The organism is Rhodanobacteraceae bacterium, assembly GCA_016713135.1.
Taxonomy (GTDB): Bacteria; Pseudomonadota; Gammaproteobacteria; order Xanthomonadales; family SZUA-5; genus JADKFD01.
The window spans coordinates 301,930-319,336 of the sequence record JADJPR010000001.1; the positions used below are offsets into that span (position 1 = coordinate 301,930).

The 17,407-nt window shown below is 70.2% G+C and carries 11 protein-coding genes; 8 read left to right on the forward strand and 3 right to left on the reverse strand.

The features are described 5' to 3' along the window. Positions 1-19: 19 nt before the first annotated feature. Positions 20-376, reverse strand: coding sequence for an FHA domain-containing protein (locus IPK27_01145; GenBank protein MBK8066261.1), 357 nt, complete (start codon positions 374-376; stop codon positions 20-22). Between the two features lie 261 nt (positions 377-637). Between IPK27_01145 and IPK27_01150 the strand changes: the two genes are divergently transcribed. The 4 genes from IPK27_01150 (at position 638) to IPK27_01165 (ending at position 9,905) form a co-directional block, all read left to right on the forward strand. Then, positions 638-2,320, forward strand: a complete 1,683-nt coding sequence (locus IPK27_01150; GenBank protein MBK8066262.1) for a sigma 54-interacting transcriptional regulator — start codon at positions 638-640, stop codon at positions 2,318-2,320. Positions 2,321-2,338: 18 nt separating this feature from the next. Beyond that, positions 2,339-4,711: a serine/threonine protein kinase gene (locus tag IPK27_01155; GenBank protein ID MBK8066263.1), complete on the forward strand. Its 2,373-nt coding sequence runs from the start codon at positions 2,339-2,341 to the stop codon at positions 4,709-4,711. 408 nt (positions 4,712-5,119) lie between these two features. Further along, positions 5,120-8,257: a proprotein convertase P-domain-containing protein gene (locus IPK27_01160; GenBank protein ID MBK8066264.1), complete on the forward strand. Its 3,138-nt coding sequence runs from the start codon at positions 5,120-5,122 to the stop codon at positions 8,255-8,257. 169 nt (positions 8,258-8,426) lie between these two features. After that, positions 8,427-9,905, forward strand: a complete 1,479-nt coding sequence (locus IPK27_01165) for a hypothetical protein (protein ID MBK8066265.1) — start codon at positions 8,427-8,429, stop codon at positions 9,903-9,905. Positions 9,906-9,941: 36 nt separating this feature from the next. On the opposite strand, the gene IPK27_01170 is transcribed toward IPK27_01165, so the two are convergent. Then, a complete protein-coding gene (locus IPK27_01170) occupies positions 9,942-10,187 on the reverse strand; it encodes a hypothetical protein (GenBank protein ID MBK8066266.1) in 246 nt (81 codons plus the stop codon). Positions 10,188-10,426: 239 nt separating this feature from the next. Here IPK27_01170 and IPK27_01175 point away from each other — a divergent pair, with 239 nt between their 5' ends. Then, complete coding sequence (locus tag IPK27_01175; GenBank protein ID MBK8066267.1) at positions 10,427-12,523, forward strand: hypothetical protein; 2,097 nt, start codon at positions 10,427-10,429, stop codon at positions 12,521-12,523. A gap of 165 nt (positions 12,524-12,688) precedes the next feature. On the opposite strand, the gene IPK27_01180 is transcribed toward IPK27_01175, so the two are convergent. After that, complete coding sequence (locus tag IPK27_01180) at positions 12,689-13,855, reverse strand: agmatine deiminase family protein (protein MBK8066268.1); 1,167 nt, start codon at positions 13,853-13,855, stop codon at positions 12,689-12,691. A gap of 509 nt (positions 13,856-14,364) precedes the next feature. On the opposite strand from IPK27_01180, the gene IPK27_01185 reads away from it, so the two are divergent. The 3 genes from IPK27_01185 (at position 14,365) to IPK27_01195 (ending at position 17,399) form a co-directional block, all read left to right on the forward strand. Then, on the forward strand, positions 14,365-14,943 hold the full coding sequence (locus IPK27_01185; GenBank protein MBK8066269.1) for a GNAT family N-acetyltransferase: 579 nt from the start codon (positions 14,365-14,367) through the stop codon (positions 14,941-14,943). Positions 14,944-15,270: 327 nt separating this feature from the next. Further along, complete coding sequence (locus tag IPK27_01190; GenBank protein ID MBK8066270.1) at positions 15,271-16,962, forward strand: hypothetical protein; 1,692 nt, start codon at positions 15,271-15,273, stop codon at positions 16,960-16,962. Further along, positions 16,959-17,399 (forward strand): CopD family protein, encoded by a 441-nt coding sequence (locus tag IPK27_01195; GenBank protein ID MBK8066271.1) that lies wholly within the window; start codon positions 16,959-16,961, stop codon positions 17,397-17,399. The genes IPK27_01190 and IPK27_01195 overlap by 4 nt, the downstream gene beginning before the upstream one ends. Positions 17,400-17,407: the final 8 nt, after the last annotated feature.

Below are 17,407 nucleotides of genomic sequence, written 5' to 3' on the forward strand. Positions count from 1 at the left end.
AGGGGGCAGGCGCGCCCGATCAGATCCCGCCGCCGCTGCGCTGCGACTGGCCAGTGGCGAAGAACTCCAGCGACAAGGCGCCGACGCGCAAGTCGAAGTCGCCCGCGTTGGCGATTCGCCGGATGCGCCGGTTGCCTAGCCAGACGCCGTTGGTCGAGCCGAGGTCAGTGACCACCACGCCGCTTTCGAGCACCTCGATCTCCGCGTGCCAGCGCGACACCGTCGGATGGCTGAGGCGCAGCTCGGCGTCCTGCGCACGACCGATCCGGTATCGCCCGGCGGCGAGCGTCCATTGCAGGTCCGGGCGATCGGGGTGACGCACCCGGTAGCCGCCATCGGACGCGGGCGAATCAGGGCGGGGCAGGGACAGCGACATTCGGAATTCACCAGGCCGACTTGTGGAAGTCCCGCCTGCAAGCAGCTTGCCAGCTGCCGCCTGGCGCAGGCGGAATGGCCGGCGCGCGCTCGCCTGCCGCGTGAGCGTTCGCGAACCTGAACTGGCAGCCCGCCCGGCCGCGGGCAGTGTTCCGCCAGTGCGAACGGGCCGCCTGCGGCCTGACCCCGGTCAGCGGCGGGCGATTGCGCATGGATATATCCTCGGGCCAAGGTCAGATCGTCCTGCCAGGGTTCATCCCGCATGCGCCTGCGCTACCAACTCGAATGGCTGGACTCCGGGCAACCACGCCGCGAACTGGCGCCGGGCCGCTATCTGCTCGGCCGTGGCGGCGGCAGCGACCTGAAGTTCGATGTGCCCGGCGTCTCGCGCGAACACGCCGAGCTGATCGTCTGCGCCGACCGCGGCCTGCTGGTGCGCGATCTCGGCTCGACCAACGGCACTCGTGTGGATGGGGAACGCATCGCCGAGGGTGCGCGGAGCGGTGACATCGACCTCAGCCTGGGCAGCGTGCGCCTGCGCTTGCGCGAACGCATCGGGCTGGATGCACTGGCGCTGGCTGCGGATCCGTCGACGCCCGCGCCTGCGGCGGCAGGCGAATCCGCCACCGCGGCACCGACGGCTGCGCGCAGTCTGCTGCGCGAGCTGCGCCAGGCCTGCGACGCGCTGCGCCCGCCGGCACCCGCCGCGTGGCCGCCGGAAGCATTGTGCGGATTGCTCGAGGCCTGGTGCGAACGCAGCGAGGCGAGCCTGCTGCGCCTGCAGTCGATCGCCAGCGGCGCGGTGCTGGCGCAGGCGGGCGGCACGCCGGACAGCGCACCCGGTGTGCTGGCCGAACACGCCGGCTGGCAGCTCGCCGGCGATGCCCCGGCCGGCGCGCTGCGCGCGCTCGCCGAGGCCGGCGCGGAATTGCTGCGCTGGGCGCTGCCACCGGCCGAACCGCCGCCACTGGCGCACGCGCTCGCGGCGCCGCGCGACTGGCCGGGGCTACCCAGCCAGGCGCCAGCCATGCGCGCGCTGCTGGCGCCGCTGGAGCGGGTCGCCGGGGTCGCGCTGCCGGTGCTGCTGCTGGGCGAAACCGGCGTCGGCAAGGAGTTGATCGCGCACTGGATCCATCGCCGCTCGCCGCGCCGCGCAGGGCCCTTCCTGGCGCTCAACTGCGCCGCGCTGCCGCGCGAGCTGCTGGAAGCCGAGCTGTTCGGGGTCGAGCGCGGCGCCGCTACCGGCGTCGAGGCGCGCCCCGGCCTGTTCGAGCAGGCACACGGCGGCAGCCTGTTCCTCGACGAAGTCGGCGACACCGCGGCGGAGACCCAGGTGCGCCTGCTGCGCGCGCTCGAGGACGGCCGCCTGACGCGGGTCGGCGGACGCAGGCCGGTGCAGGTGGACGTGCGCGTGATTGCCGCCACCAATCGCGACCTGGATGGCGAGATCGCCGCCGGTCGCTTCCGCCTCGACCTCTACCACCGCCTCGCCGGCCACGCCGCGCAGGTTCCGCCGCTGCGCGACCGCGCCGAAGACATCGCGCCGCTGGCGCTGCACTTCTTCCGCCAGGCCCTCGCGCGCGCCGGCCGCCGCAGCGCCGGGATCACCGCGGCGGCGCTGCTGGCGCTGCAGCGCTGGCACTGGCCAGGCAATGTGCGCGAGCTGCGCCAGGCGATCGAGCGCGCGGCGGTCCTGCTCGACGACGGCGAAGCACTGGACCGCAACCACCTGCCGCCAGCGTTGCGCGCGGAACCGGCGCCCGACGCCGACGCGCTGCGGCTGGAGCCGGCATTGCTGCGCGCCGAGCGCGCCGCGCTGGTCGCCGCGCTGGCGGTGGCCGGCGGCGAGCACGAGCGCGCCTGGACCCTGCTTGGCATCGGCAAGACCAGCTTCTACAAGAAACTGCGCGAGCACGGCCTTGGCCGCGGCGGCGAGGACAGCTGAGATCGTGGGCGCCGGACGATGAGCGACGAGCGCACCCGCGACGAGCCCGCGACCCAGCCGATACCCAGCGTGGCCGCCGCCGCCGACTACGCGCCAGGTACCCGTTTCGGTCGCTACCGTTTGCTGCGCAAGCTCGGGCAGGGCGGCATGGGCGTGGTCTGGCTGGCCGAACAGAGCGAACCGATCCGGCGCCAGGTGGCGCTCAAGCTGGTGCAGCAGGCGCGCCTGGACCGCAGCGCGCGCGCGCGTTTCGAGCTCGAGCGGCAGGCGCTGGCCCTGCTGGCGCATCCGGGCATCGCGCAGATCCTGGATGCCGGCAGCCAGCCGGATGGCACCGCCTGGTTCGCGATGGAGCGGGTCGACGGCCGCCGTCTCGACGACTGGTGGCGCGAGGCTTCGTCGCTGCCGGCGCGCATCGAACTGATGGTCGCCGTATGCCGCGCGGTCGGGCACGCGCATCGCCGCGGCATCGTCCACTGCGACTTGAAACCGGCCAATGTGCTGGTGGTCGACGACCACGGCCAGGCACGGCCCAAGGTGATCGATTTCGGCATCGCGCGCGCGATCGGCGGTGATGAGGCGCAGCCCAATGGTGGCACGCCCGGCTACATGGCCCCCGAGCAGAACAGCGCCGGCGCCCTCGACGCGCGCGCCGACGTGCATGCGCTCGGCGTGTGCCTGCGCGCCGCGCTGGGCCTGGGCGCGCCAGCCGGCGACGCCATACCGGCGGCGCGGCTGTCGCGCGTACGGCGCGAGGAACTGGCGGCGCTGCTGGCGCGCGCCACCGCCGAGGATCCGGCGCTGCGCTACGAAGACGCGCATGCGTTCGCCGATGAACTCGAACGCTGGTTGCAACAGCGTCCACTGGCCGCGCTCGCCGATCGCCGCGGCTACCGCTGGCTTTGCTGGCTGCGGCGTCACCGCTGGCCGGCATTGGCGGCGGGCGCCTTCGGCCTGCTGGCGATGGTCTTCAGCCTGCAGTTGTGGCAGCAGTACCGGCAGACCCAGTTGCAGCGCGATACCGCCGAGCAGGTGGTGCAACTGCTGGTGGACACCTTCGCCGCCGCCGACCCGGTGCAGTTCCCCGGCGGCAGCGCGAGCGCGCGCGATCTGCTGGCAGCAGCGGCCGGCCGGGTGCAGCGCGAGGCCTTGCCGACAGCGGTGCGCCTGCGCCTGCTGCAGGCGCTCGGCGAGGTCCAGCACAACCTGGAGCTCTACCCCGATGCGCGCCGCAGCTACCAACTGGCGCAGGCGGCATTGGCTGTGGACGATGACGCCGGCCGCGACCGCATCGCGCTGTTGCTGGCGCGCATCGACAGCGACGCCGAGGACTACGCCGCGGCCGATGCGGCAGCGGCAGGGATCGCGCAGCGCCAGCGCACGCGCGACCCCGCACTCGCCGCCGACAGCCTGCTGCTGCGCGCCGACAACGCGCTGCTGCGCGACGAGGCTGCAACCGCCGCCGGCTTCGTCGACGAGGCAGCGACCCTGGTTGCGCCGCGCGACCACGATCGTTTGCGCCAGCTGGCGGTGCTGCGTGCGCGGATCGCCGGCGCGCAGGGCGAGGTGCAGGCAGCGATGCGTCACCAGCGCGAGGCGCTGGCGCAGGCCGCCGGACTGTGGGCGGCGGACGACTTGCGCACCCTCGACCTGCACAACGACCTCGCAATCTACGCCGGCCAGGCCGGCGAGCACGCCGAAGCGATCGCGCAACTGGAGCGCGTCGCGGCGTTGACCGCCGCGGCCTGGGGCAGTGACAGCGCCGGGCTCGCTACCGTCTACGGCAACCTTGGCGTCAATCGATTGCGCGCCGGCGATGCCGCCGGCGCCGAGGCCGAGCACCGCCGCGCGGTGGCGATCTTCGAGCAGCGGCTCGGGCGCGAATCGGTGCACACCGGTACCGAGTACAACAACCTGGCGGCGGCGATCGAGGCGCAGGGCCGTGCCAACGAGGCGCTGCCCTGGTTTGAACGCGCCGAGGCCGCGCTTACCGCGGCGGTCGGCGGCGAGCACTTCCGCGTCGGCGTGACCCTGCACAACCACGCCCGCGCGCGCATCGCCAGCGGCGACCTCGTCCGCGCCCGCGAACTGCTCGACCGCAGCGCGGCGATCCTCGAGCCCGCGCTTGGCCGCGAACACCCGCGCTGGCAGGTGTGGCGCACCAGCGAGGCCGAATGGCGCCTCGCGCGGGGCGATACCGCCGCCGCCCTGGCGATCCTGCGCGAAACCGCGCCGGCGCTGGCAGACGCCTTCGGCGCCCACAGCCGCGAAGCACGCCGCGCGCAGGAACTGCTGCAACGCGCGCTGGTGGCGGCGCGGGCATGCGCGGAAGCGCGGGCGCCGGGCGACGCCCCGGCCGGCGACGAGCCAGCGGACGCATGTCCGGGTTGAAGCCCCGCTAGTGTGGTGTTCCGTAATTAAGTTGAAGAAATTTCCGATGAATTTTGCGGCGAGGCAAGGCGAGAGGAGGGTGAAAGCCGGCGGCTTGCGCGGCATGCCGCGCGCCGGCTTGAACGCCCGCAACTGGTTGCGGGCCGGAACCGGAGGTCATAGCAGGGCTATGGCGACGACGAGCAACGCCGCATCGGCGCAAAAGGCGCGGAAATAATTCAAGGTAATTACGGAACACCACACTAGTGCCGCAGCGCGTTCGCGCTCGCGAACGACAGGCTGCCGGTGCGGCCACTCTGGTTCGCGTCTGCGCACCCCGGCAACCGCGGATGTGCCCGGAAGCGCTTGCGGACGAGGTGGCACGGAGCCTGCTAACAGGGGCCCAGACCCGTTCGTCCGGAGATCCCGATGTCCCGCTTCCTTGCCACGCTCGCGCTGCTGTTCGGGCTGTCGTCGCCGCCATTGCAGGCGCAGCCGACCGGCCTCGACCCCAGCTTCGATGGCGATGGTGAGCTCCTGATTCCCTTCCCCGGACTCACGCCCGGCAGCAACGACGTGTACCTCGACCGACTCGGCCTGGACCACGACGAGCGCATCCTGATCGCCGGCACCGATGGCGCAATCGGCAGCCGCCGCGGCATCGTCGGACGCCTGCTGGCCAATGGCAGCGCCGATCCGGCCTGGGCCGGCAGCGGCTTCAGCGTGCTTGACCAACGGACCGACATGGACGTGGCCGACCTGGTTGCGCTGCCGGACGGGGGCGCGCTGGTCTGCGGCAACTACGCTGGTACCACCGCCAGTCGCACCTGGGTTTTCGTCGCGCGCTTCCTCAGCAACGGCCAGCTCGATCCGAGCTTTGCAAGTGCTTCGGGCAACCCGGGGATCTACTTCGCAGAGCCGGCTGGATTCGACGACTTCAGTTGCGCTGGGTTGGAGGTGATGGGCGACGGCCGAGTGGCGGTTGCTGGCGCGACATTGGTTGCAGCGCAACAGCGTACTCAGCCTGCCTTGTTGCGGTTGACTTCGACTGGCGAACTCGACAGCAGTCTTGCCTTCGGTGGCTACGTACGTTTCAACGTCGACAGCGACCGCAGCGCGGTCGAGGCGCTGGTCGAGCAACCCGGCATCGGCTTGCTCGCCTTTGTGGTCGACCGCTTCAACCTGCGGTGGAGGCTGATCCGTTTGCGCACCGACGGCAGCCTTGACGAATCATTCATTCTCCAGTCCGGGCTGTTCCGTTCGTACAGCGAGACCTGGCTCTCCAGCAATGCGCTCGCTTTGCTGCCGGATCGCGGCATGCGCGTGATGTGGCCGGACGGGCTGCAGGCCACGCAACTGGAGACCAATGTGCATCACTGGCTGTTCAACGGCGGTACCGGACCCATCGCCCCCTTCATCCTCCAAGCTCCCGGCGCAAGCGATGGACTGTTCAGCAACGGCATGGTGGCGGCGCCGGATGGACGCATGGTGATCCTCGGCCGTCACAACATCGCACCGGGCAACTGCCGTCGCCAGCACGCGTTCCTGCACCTCGCGCGCCGAATGGCCAACGGCGATCCCGACACCAGCTTCGGCAGCAACGGCCAGCACAGCCGCTTTCCGCTGACGCCGGTGTTCCACCCGAGCGATTGCCAGCACGGCGTGGACAGGGTAGGCGATGTGCTGCTCGACCGCGCCGGCCGCATCCTCTCCGCCAGCACCATCGTGCACGGCTATCCCAACGCTGCGAGCGCCACGCCGGTGGTGCGTCGCCCACTGCTGACCCGCCAGTTCGGCTCGGCCTTCGCGGCGCCAGCATGGGACCTGACGCCCAGTGCGATGAGTTTCGTCGGGGTCTCGACGCGGCCGTCGACGCAGGTGCGTTCCGAAGTGGTGACGGTCGGCGGCCTCGACAACGGCGTCGATGTGCCGGCCTATGTCCTCGGCGGGGAACTGTCGCGCAATGGCGGCGGCTATACCCGGCTGCCCACGATGGTGCGCAACGGCGACCAGTTGCGCGTACGCACGCTGGCGCCGGCTGTCTCCGGCCAGAGCAGCAGCGCGCGCCTGTACGTCGGCGGCATCCGTGCGCACAACAGCTGGGTGGGCCTCGGCAACCAGGTGCAGGCCAACTTCGTGGTCACCGCCGACCAGCCGGCGCTGCCCGGCGTGCGCTGCAGCAGTGGCGGCGGCAGCAACTGTAATGCGGCGATCCCGGACAACGGCAGTGTCGAGAGCACCCTGAACCTGGTCAATCCGGGCAGTTGCAACTTCATCACCGGCGTGCGCGTCGGCATCGACCTCGAACACGCTTTCGTCGGCGATTTGCGCATCACCCTCACCGATCCGAATGGCCGCGTATTCATCGGTGGAAGCGAGGGCATCGTCGACCTGGTCGACCGCGTGCCCGGCAGTGCCGGCGGCAGCCCGGGTAGCTGCGGCCGCCGCGACGTGCTCGCGGTGTACGCCGACGACGCATTGCGCGAGGGCCAGAACGCGTGCGGCCAGCCGCTGAACCAGCCGGCGCTGTCGGGCGACCTGCGCCCGGCACAGGCGCTGTCGCAACTGATCGGCCGACGCACCACCGGCAACAACGGCGCCTCCAGCAGCGGCGCATGGAAACTCCTGGTGCAGGACCAGGCGGGCGGCGACACCGGCCAGTTGCACGACTGGTCGCTGGACCTCGGCTGCGGCGCCAGCGCACCGGCGCTGTCGGACCTGTCGGCCAGCGTCAGCGGCCCGTCGATGCCGGTGGCCGGCAGTACCGTCAACCTCAGCTGGACGATCACCAACCTCGGTCCGGTGGCGACCGGCAACGGGCGTTTCCAGGCGGCTCTGCCGACTGGCCTGACCGACAGCCTGGACAATCCGGCCTGGGGTTGCAGCGCTTCCGCCGGCGGCAGTTGCACGCCGTTGATCCCCTGCTTCGGTGCCTGCATCGGTTCCGAAATCGACGCCGCGCTGAGCCTGCCGCTCGGCGGCACCGCCACCTTCTTCGCCACGGGCACGCTGACCGAACTCGCCGGCGACGGCCTGCTGACCGTCAACGGCCGCGTCTGGACGCCGCTGGCGGTTGGCGGCACGCGCGACCCGAATCCGCTCAACGACACGGTGCAGTACCAGGCGCCGATCGTGCGCAGCACCGATCTCGCCGTCAGCTCGCTGAGCCACGCCTGGTCCGGGCAGACCCTCACGGTCACCGCGGTGGTCGGCAACAGCGGCCCGAGCCAGGCCAGCGGGTTCAGCTTTGCGCTCGACCTGCCGGATGGACTCGTCGTGCAGGCAGCGTCCTGCGACCGCTCGCCATTGCCCTGCGGCGGCTTCCTCGCCATCGAGGCCGGCAACGTGGTCCGGCTGACCAACGCCGGACTGCTGCCGAACCGCACGCCGATGACCTTCGTGGTCAGCGCGCAGTGGGCGCAGAGCGTCTCGCCCGGCGCCATGCAGGCGCAGGTCAGCGCCGATGGCACCGCCAGCGACCCGCTCCCGGCGAACAACTCGGCCAGCCAGACCATCGACGCACCACCGGCGCAGACACCGCTGATCTTCCAGAACGGCTTCGAGTGATTCTTTTGCTTGCGCCGGACAGGGTGCCGAAGACCAGGACGTCGGCGGTATCATCGTCGTCGAGGTGACGACCATGACTGGATCCGCCTTCAGTTCTCGACCGGCGCCATGCCTGGCTCCGACGGTTGTGACGGGCTTGGGTCGCGCGCGCGCCGGAATGGCCTGGGTCGTGCCATGCCTTCTCCTGTCGACCCTGCTCCCGGCCCACGCCGCGAGTTTCCGCGTGGTCGCGGCGCAGGCCGGCGACGTGCTGCGCGATCCACGCCTCGCCGAGGACGGAGCGGTGCACTACATGCGCACCGGCAGCGTCTGGGCGCTCTACACCGAACAGGTCGAATTGCTGCGGGTGGGATCGCCCGCCCCCTGGAATCCGGCCTTGAACGTCACCTTCCTGCAGCCGGCGGCAGGTCGCCACGGCGGTCTGCTTTACCGGGCCAACGTCAGTGGGCCGGGTATCACCACGAGCAATCGCCAGTTCGACATGCTGGCCGCTGCTGGCGGGCACCTGGTGATCGGCCAGTCGACGGTCACGCCTGCACCTGGCGCCGGGGCCGGTGTGACCTTCAATGGCGCCTTCCTCAACAGCCTGCGCCTGTCGCTCGGGAATGTCTCGCTGCTCGCCGGCCTGGCGGGCGGGAACACCCAGTGCAATCCGGCGGCGCCGGGCTACAACTGCGAAGGCATCTGGTACGGCGACGCAGGCAGCCTGTTTCTGCGCGCACGCGCCGGAGACGCCGCCCCGGGCTTCGGCGTCAACCATGTGCTGCACCGCTTTTCCGACAGCGGCAACAATTTCGCTCCGGTCGCGGGCAGCAGCGTCGCGTTCATCGCCGACGTGCTCGACACGGTCGGCCTGGGCAGCACCAAAGCCATCTACCGGAGCGTGCCTGGCGCAGCGCCGCAACTGGTGGCCAAGGAAGGCGATGCGGTGCCGGGAGGGGGCACGTTGAGCGGCCTGCAGGCGCCGAGCATCGATCGCCACGGAACCGTCGCATTCCGCGACAACAACGGGCTGTACGTCAGCGCGGCGATCGGCTTCCGGGTGCTCGCGCGGCGCTTCGGCCCGGCGCCCGGCGGCGACAGCTTCAGCCAGTTGCAGCACCCGGCGATGGCCGGACACGCCATCGCATTCAAGGCCGAACTGCAGGCTTTCACGCACGACGCGATCCTGCTCGAGACCGACACCCAGGCGCTTTCCGTCCTGGTGCGCGAGGGCGACGCTGCACCCAATGTCGCGCCCAATGTGGCTGGCGTGTTCAGCCAGTTCCGCACGCAGGCGCTGGTCAACGCCTGCGGCCAGGTGGCCTTTTTCGGTTTGCTCAACCCGGGCGGTGGCATCACCAGCGCGAACGATGCCGGCATCTGGGTCTACGACGCGCTCGGCAACGGCGAACTGATCGTGCGCGAAGGGCAGTCGGCGGCCGCGTTCGGACACGCTCCGCACAGCGTGTCCGCGGTTCACTTCCTCGACGACGGGAACACGGCCGAGCGCGCGAGCCTGGACGACGGCGGCGTGGCCGTGTTCAACGACCAGTCGCAGCTGGTGTTCACGCTCGAGTTGTCGAACGGAACCGATCTGGTGGTTGCGGCCCAGGCGGAGCTGCGCTGCGATCGCGTGCACGCCGACGGCTTCGAGCAGGCGCTCTGAGGGCCCGGTGCGTCTGGCCGGTTTCGCCGGCGCACCCTATTCGAAGCCGTTCGCGTACAGCAAGGGCGCCGGCGTTGTCGCTTCGGTTCCGCCGATCGGTCCCAGCACCAGCTCGTAGGGGCCTCCAGTTGTGCGGCCACTGCTGGCGGTCGCCAGCTCGAGTTCGAATGCAGCGGCCGAGGCACGGCCACCGGGGTCGACCGACAGGCGCTCGATCCGGTATGGGCCGGAATCGCCGGCAGTCAGTGCGAACAGCAACACGGGACAGGTCAGAAGGCTCATGGTGGTCGCATCCGGTCGTTGTCGCCTCCTCTGCACGCGGCGTGCCAGCTCGACGACGGCGCGCAAACTGCACCACGGCGGTCGAGCACGCCCGGCCCGTCGCAGGTCTGCGACGCCGGCGTCGCGCTGTTGAGACGACAACAGGCGCGCGGCACGTACAGTCAGGGCTTGCGCGCCCCCGTCGAGCTGGCACGCCGCGTGCAGAGGGGGCGACAACGACCGAATCCGGAGCACCTGCCATGTCGACCCGCCTGTTCCCGCTTTTGCTGCTCTTCGCGGCGTGGGTCGGTCCGACCGCGGCGCAGATTCCGCTCGGCGATCCGATTTCCCTGCAGGGCAGTTTGCGCGACGCCGGCGCGCCGGCACAGGGTGTCTACGACTTCCGCGTGCGCTTCTACGATGGTCCGGACCTCGGCAGCGGCAATCCCACCGGGCCGGCGCTCGACATCGCCGACGTGCCGGTCGAGACCGGCGTGTTCCACTTGAGCGTCGATCCGCCGGATGTGGAGTTCGTCGGCGAACGTCGCTGGGTGCAGGTGTCGGTGCGTCCGGGTGCCAGCAGCGGGGCTTACACCGATCTCCTGCCGCTGATCGCGGTCGCTCCCGCGCCGCAGTCGCTGTATGCGCTGCAGGCGCAGACCATGCTCGGCTTCATGCCGGACGACTTTGCCGCCGCCAGCCATGTTCACGCCGTGCTCGCGCCAGGTGCCGGCCTGACCGGCGGCAGCTACGATGGCAGCACCGCGCGCAGTATCGCCGTCGATTTCGGCGTCGGGGCGGGACAGGCGGTGGCCGGAAACCAGGCCTTGACGGTGACCGCCGGAGCCGGCCTCGGCGGCGGGACCAGCAACAATGCGCTCGGCGATGGCGCCAGCGTGCAACTGGACATCGGTGGCGGCAACGGCATCACGGTCTCCGCCGACTCGGTGGCGGTCAATGCCGGCGCCGGGCTGGCCTTCCAGGGCGGCGCGCTGGTGGTAGCGGAGGGCGCCGGGCTGATGCTCGACAGCGGTGTGCTCAACATCGGCGAAGGCGCCGGTATCGTCGTCGGCAGCAACCAGATCGCTGCGCGCGTCGACAACAGTACGATCGGCATCGACGCCGGCAACCGACTGTCGGTGCTTCCCGGCGCGCGCGTGCCACAGTTCCGCAACGTTGCCATCGTGGCTCTCGCCGGCGGAAGCTACCCGACGCCGCAAGCCGCCCTGGCGGCGCTCGCCAGTTGGTGCACAAATCCCAGCGCTGCGGAACCCTGCCGGGTCTGGATCATGCCCGGGGAGTACCCGGTCAGCAGTCCGATCGTGCTGCGCTCCCACGTGGAACTGCACGGCTTCGGCGCTGCGGCCACCGTGCTGGTACGCAGCGGCGCCGCCAGCAACTCGCCGTTGCTGAGCGCCGGCAGCGCCTGCGCCAGCGCAGCGCCGTGCGTGGTGGCCGACCTCGGCCTGCGCCTGACCGGCAGCGGCGCGACCGCGACCGCGATCAGCGCGAGCGCGGCGCACCTGGACTTGCGGCGGGTCGACGTCGCGGTCGCTGGTGGCAGCAGTGCCAACTACGGGCTGCTCGCCAATGGCGGCAGCCTCGCACTGTTCGATTCCGACGTGCTCGCCGATGGCAAGGGCAGCCGCGCGCTCGATCTGACGGCGCTGCCGGCGCGGATATCGCGCAGCGAACTGCGCGCCTACGGGGAAGCCATTTACGGGATGCGCCTTTTCGGCGGCTCGCTGCGCAGCGACGGGCTGCGCGTCGAGGCTCGCGAGATTGCCAGCGGCTCGTTCACCGTGGTGGAACTGTCCGGCACGGCCCATTGGCAGGACCGCGCCAGCGAGCTGATCGGCGGCGGCGGCTGCGCATCGTGCGTGATGCTGGTGCTGCTCGGCAGCAGTTCCGCCGAGCTCGATGGCACCCGCATCGCCAGCCGCTACAGCAATGCCCCGGGCGCCGATTCGCTGCTGATCGTCAATGCCGATCCGTCCGCGACCGGCGCGCGCCACAATCTCGATATCCGTAACGCCACGCTCACCTGCGATGGCAGCAGCAGCAACTGCATCGGGCTGCAACTCGCGAAGGGATCGGTGCAACTGCGCCACAGCGAGCTGTATGCGGTGGCGACCACGCTGCAGACGCTGACGCCGCCGGGTGGTTCGCTCGCATCGGTGAGAGTCGTCGCCAGCACGGTCCACGCGGGCGCGGATGCGCTCGCCAGCGTCGCCAGCGGCACGAGCTTGTTCCTGCTGCAGAACGACCTGATCGGCGGCAGCGTCTCCGGTGCCGGCAGCCGTACCTGTCGTGGCAATGCGCACACCTCGGGATTCCTGGCGAGCAGCTGCCCCTGAGCAGAGTCAGCGGCGCGGCTTCCGGTCGCGCGTCCGCGGTGCGCGCGCGCTCGCGGGAAGCCGCCAGGGCGCTCGTGCCGCTTCACCCTTCGCTTCCCGGACTCTTCGCCCGCGGACGGAGCGAGCACGATTCATCCCTCGCGGGTAGGGAGGCCCGGTGAGACTTCACTCGAAACCGGTGCGCAGCAGCACATCCGTGAGCACTTCCGGCATGTGCATGACGATGCAGTGGATCGCGCCGGCCAGGCTGATGATGGTCGAGCAGTTGACCGGCACGATGGTGCGCGCCGGGAAGGCCTGCTGGAAGACCGCGAGTGCGTTGGCGTTTTCCGCCGTGTAGCCGTTGAAATTGCACATCAGCACGGTGTTGTTGAGGATCACCGCGTTCGCATAGGTGTAGTGGCTGTTGCTGGCGCGCCAGCCGGGCAGGCGCAGCACGGTCTTGCTACGATTGGCCAGCAACGTGGCGGTGGCCTCGGTCACCTGGCGCGGCACGCTGTAGACGCCGCCGGTGTTCGGGTACTCGTTGACGATCACGCGGTCGCCGTCGGCCGGCAGCATCCACATGTCGATGTGCTGGGTGGAATCGAAGCTGGCCGGCAGCGGATCGGTCAGGGTGACGTCGAGGCCCTGGTAGGCCATGTAGTAGTCGCGGATCTGCTGTTCGCTCAGGCCCGGATTCTCGTTGACGATCAGCCGCGTCATGTAGGCGCTGCCGTCGGCGAACAGGTGGAAATTGCCGCCACCGTGCGTCAATGGAATGTCGAACTTGGTCTCGCCCGTCTGCTGCGCCACGAGCCCGGGCACCGCGTCATCGAGCGGGCGCGGGCGGTTGTAGACGTGATCGACCATCGAGCGCCGGCCGTTCTCGGCGATGTAGCGCGGGCCGTAGTCGCGCATCCACACGCTGTCGCTGGGGCCGACGATGAACTGCACGCGCGACAAATTGGCACCGGCGTTCGCGAGCGTGGTCGTCGCCGAAGACTGCAGCGCGCTGGACACGACCACGTACAGGATCATGTCGGGTTCGTTGTTGGTCATCGCCACCGCCATTTCCGTCAGCAGCGCGTTCTGCGAACCCCAGCGGATCAGCAGGCCGGCGTTGCGTTCGTATTCGGCGGGCGTGTCGACACTGCCGCCCGGCGGCGCCAGCGGCATCTGCGAGAGATCCGGCAGGCGCCAGCGCACACGTTCTTCCGGTGCGAATCCACGCGGCAGCGTCGCCTCGTCGTCGCGGATCGTCGCGAGGTACGCAGGATCGGCGAGGCGCAGCTCGGCGGCGGCCAGTGGTGCGGTGAACACGGTGAGCAACAGGGCGGTGCGGATGTTCAAGTCGGGTTTCCGGTGTGCAAGAGGGATCGACCGTCGCCAAAGGATAGGAAATCCAAAGCCACCTCTTGTGCATGGTGTGGCGCGGTGTGGCTGCGGCCGGATGCCGTCAAGCGTCCCGCACGCACTCCGCATGGCCCTCTACTCCTCAGTCTAGTGTGGTGTTCCGTAATTACCTTGAATTATTTCCGCGCCTTTTGCGCCGATGGGGCGTTGCTCGTCGTCGCCATAGCCCTGCTATGACCTCCGGTTCCGGCCCGCAACCAGTTGCGGGCGTTCAAGCCGGCGCGCGGCATGCCGCGCAAGCCGCCGGCTTTCACCCTCCTCTCGCCTTGCCTCGCCGCAAAATTCATCGGAAATTTCTTCAACTTAATTACGGAACACCACACTAGTTGCTCGGCGGCGCTCGCGGAGCCTCGGTCCCCTCGGCAGGCCCGCCTCGCCGCCTATGACCTTCCTTCCCCGCGCTCCGCAAGGCACACTTCCCGGCTCGCTCGTCGCCAGGCACCCACATGGACTTCCGGTTCACCACGGTCGCCGAAGCGCGGGAGGTCGAACAGATCCTCGCGCTTCAGGCCGAAAACCACCGCGACCACGTCGACGCCGCCACCGCCGCGAGCGAGGGCTTCACGAGCGTGCGCCACGACCCGTCGGTGCTGCAATCGATGAACCGGGCCCATCCCTCGGCGGTGGCGTGGTCGGGCGATCGCCTGGCCGGCTACTGCCTGATGATGGCGCAGGCGTTTCGCGACCGCGTGCCGGTGCTGCAGCCGATGTTCGCGTTGCTCGACGGACTGCGCTGGCGCGGCGAGGCGCTCGCGGGAAATCCGCGCTGGTTCGTCATGGGCCAGGTCTGCGTAGCCCGCGATTTCCGCGGCATGGGCGTCTTCGACGGCCTCTACCGTGAACTGCGCCGCGCTTACTCGGGCGAGTTCGACTTCACCGTGACCGAAGTCTCGCAGCGCAATCCGCGCTCGCTGCGCGCGCACCGCCGCGTCGGTTTCGAGACCCTGCACCAGTATCTGGACCCGGTCAGCGGCGAGCGCTGGGAAGTGATGGTCTGGGATTGGCGTCAGCCCGGCGCTCCCTGAACTGCCGCTCAGGCGTGCGACCAGTCGCGCGCTGCGGTCGTGGTCGAGGTGCGGGCGCAGCAAGCCCCAGTAGGCGTTGTCGCCGATGCCGGCGTGGATCGCGCGGCCGGTCCTCGGGCCAGCGGCGCAGGATCTGCAGGTAGGCAGCCAGCGCCCCGTGGAAACGGAGCAATCTCGCCAGCGTGCGGTTGCGGCATCTACCCGACCAGAGCTGCGACGGAACGCCCAAGCGCGGGACTCGGACCGGATCGCACTTGACCGGAGTCAGTGCGCCCGTCCGGCCCAAGCGCCTACCGTCGGTGCATCCCACGGGTCCGAGGACGGTCGATGCGATTCGCAGCCTGGATTTTGTTCGCGCTGCTGTCCGCAGCCCCCGCACTGGCGCAGTTGCCGCTACCGCTGACACAACAGGATTTCCGCGTGCCCGGCACCCAGGTGGGCGATATCGCGCCCACGCTGCTGCAGTCGGCGAACGTCTGCAAGGTCTGCCATGGCGGATACGACGCGCAGACCGAACCCTGGGCGACCTGGGCCGGCAGCCTGATGGCGCTGGGTGGCCGCGATCCGCTGTTCTATGCGCAGATGGCGACTGCGAATCAGGACGTGTCCAATGTCGGCAGCTACTGCCTGCGCTGCCACGTGCCAGTATCAGTCGCCAGCGGCCATGTGCAGCAACCCACCGGCAGCACGCTCGACGCGCACGACCAGGAAGGCGTGAGCTGCCACTTCTGCCACCAGATGGTCGACCCGGTCTATCGGCCGGGGATCAGTCCCGCGGAAGACGCCGCGATCCTGGCCGGACTGGCATCGGTGCCGCAGCACTTTGCCAATGCGATGTTCGTGCTCGACCCGCAGGACCGCCGGCGCGGGCCGCGCGCGGACGCCGCGCCGCCGCACGCGATGCTGGTTTCGCCATTCCATCGCGAGAGCCGGATGTGCGGCACCTGCCACGATGTCGGCAATGTCGCCACCACGCGCCAGCCCGACGGCAGCTACCGCTACAACGCGGTCGACACGCCCGCGCCGAGCGGCGACCCATGGACCCAGTTCCCGCTGGAACGCACCTACACCGAATGGAAGCTGTCCGCCTTCGCCGCGGGCGGCGTCGACCTCGGCGGTCGTTTCGGCGGCGCGCGTGGCCCGGTGGTGGCCAGCTGCCAGGATTGCCACATGCCCACCCGGAGCGGCAGCGCCTGCAGCTGGGGCGCGCTGCGCAGCGATCTGCCCAGCCACGAATTCGCCGGCGCCGCGGTGCCCTCGCTGGACCTGATCGCGGCGCACACCGCCGGCGACCCATCGGTAGACCAGGGCGCGATCGCCGCCGGCCGCGCGCGGGCGCTGTCGATGCTGCAGCGCGCCGCCGACGTGGAACTTGGGTTGGACGCGGGCGAGCTGGTCGCGCGAGTGGTCAACCACAGCGGGCACAAGCTGCCGACCGGACACATCGAAGGCCGCCGGGTGTGGCTGAACCTGCGCTTCCTCGACGCCACCGGCGCGCTGCTGGCCGAGCACGGCGGCTACGACCTGGACACGGCGACGCTGGACGAAGCCAGCACCGTGGTCTACGAGATGCTGGTCGGGCTGAGCAGCAGTGCGGCCGGTGTGACCGGACTGCCCGCCGGCCAGACCTCGCACATGGCGCTCGCCGACAGCATCGTCAAGGACACCCGAATCCCGCCGCGCGGCTACGCCAACGCGAGCTTCGAGGCCGGCGGCGCGCCGGCGGTCGGCATCGCCTACGCCGACGGCCAGTATTGGCACGAGCGGCGCACGCCGCTGCCGGGCGGCAGCGATCGCATCGTCGCCACGCTCTACTACCAAAGCCTGCCGCGCGGGTACATCGAGCATTTGCGCGACGGCAACACCAGCGACCACTGGGGCAACACCCTGCACAGCCTGTGGCAGCAGACCGGCCGCGGCGCCCCGATCCAGATGGCACGCACGGTGCTTGCGCTGGGCGATGCGCTGCATGCCGACGGCTTCGAATCCAGCGCGGCGCAACCGGACCGGGCGCGATGAGCCTGGTCCTGCTGTTGCACCTGCTCGGTGCGACGGTGTGGACCGGCGGGCATCTGGTGCTGGCGTTGGCGATCCTGCCGCAGGCGCTGCGCGAGCGGCGCATCGATGAGTTGCTGCAGTTCGAACGCCGCTACGAGCGCCTCGGCCTGCCGGCGCTGTTGCTGCAAGTCGCGACCGGCATCGCGCTGGCGCACGCCCATCTGCCGGATCCCTGGCACTGGTTCGATCCCTCCCAGCCGCTGGCCAGGCCGATCGGCCTCAAGCTGTTGCTGCTCGCCCTGCTGCTGCCGGTGGCGGTGCATGCGCGTCTGCGCCTGATCCCGCGCCTGAGCGTCGCCACGCTGCCATGGCTGGCGGCGCATATCGTCTTCGTCACCGTGCTTTCGGTGGGTTTTGTCGTGATCGGCGTGTCATTCCGCACCGGCTGGCTGTACTGACCGGCCGC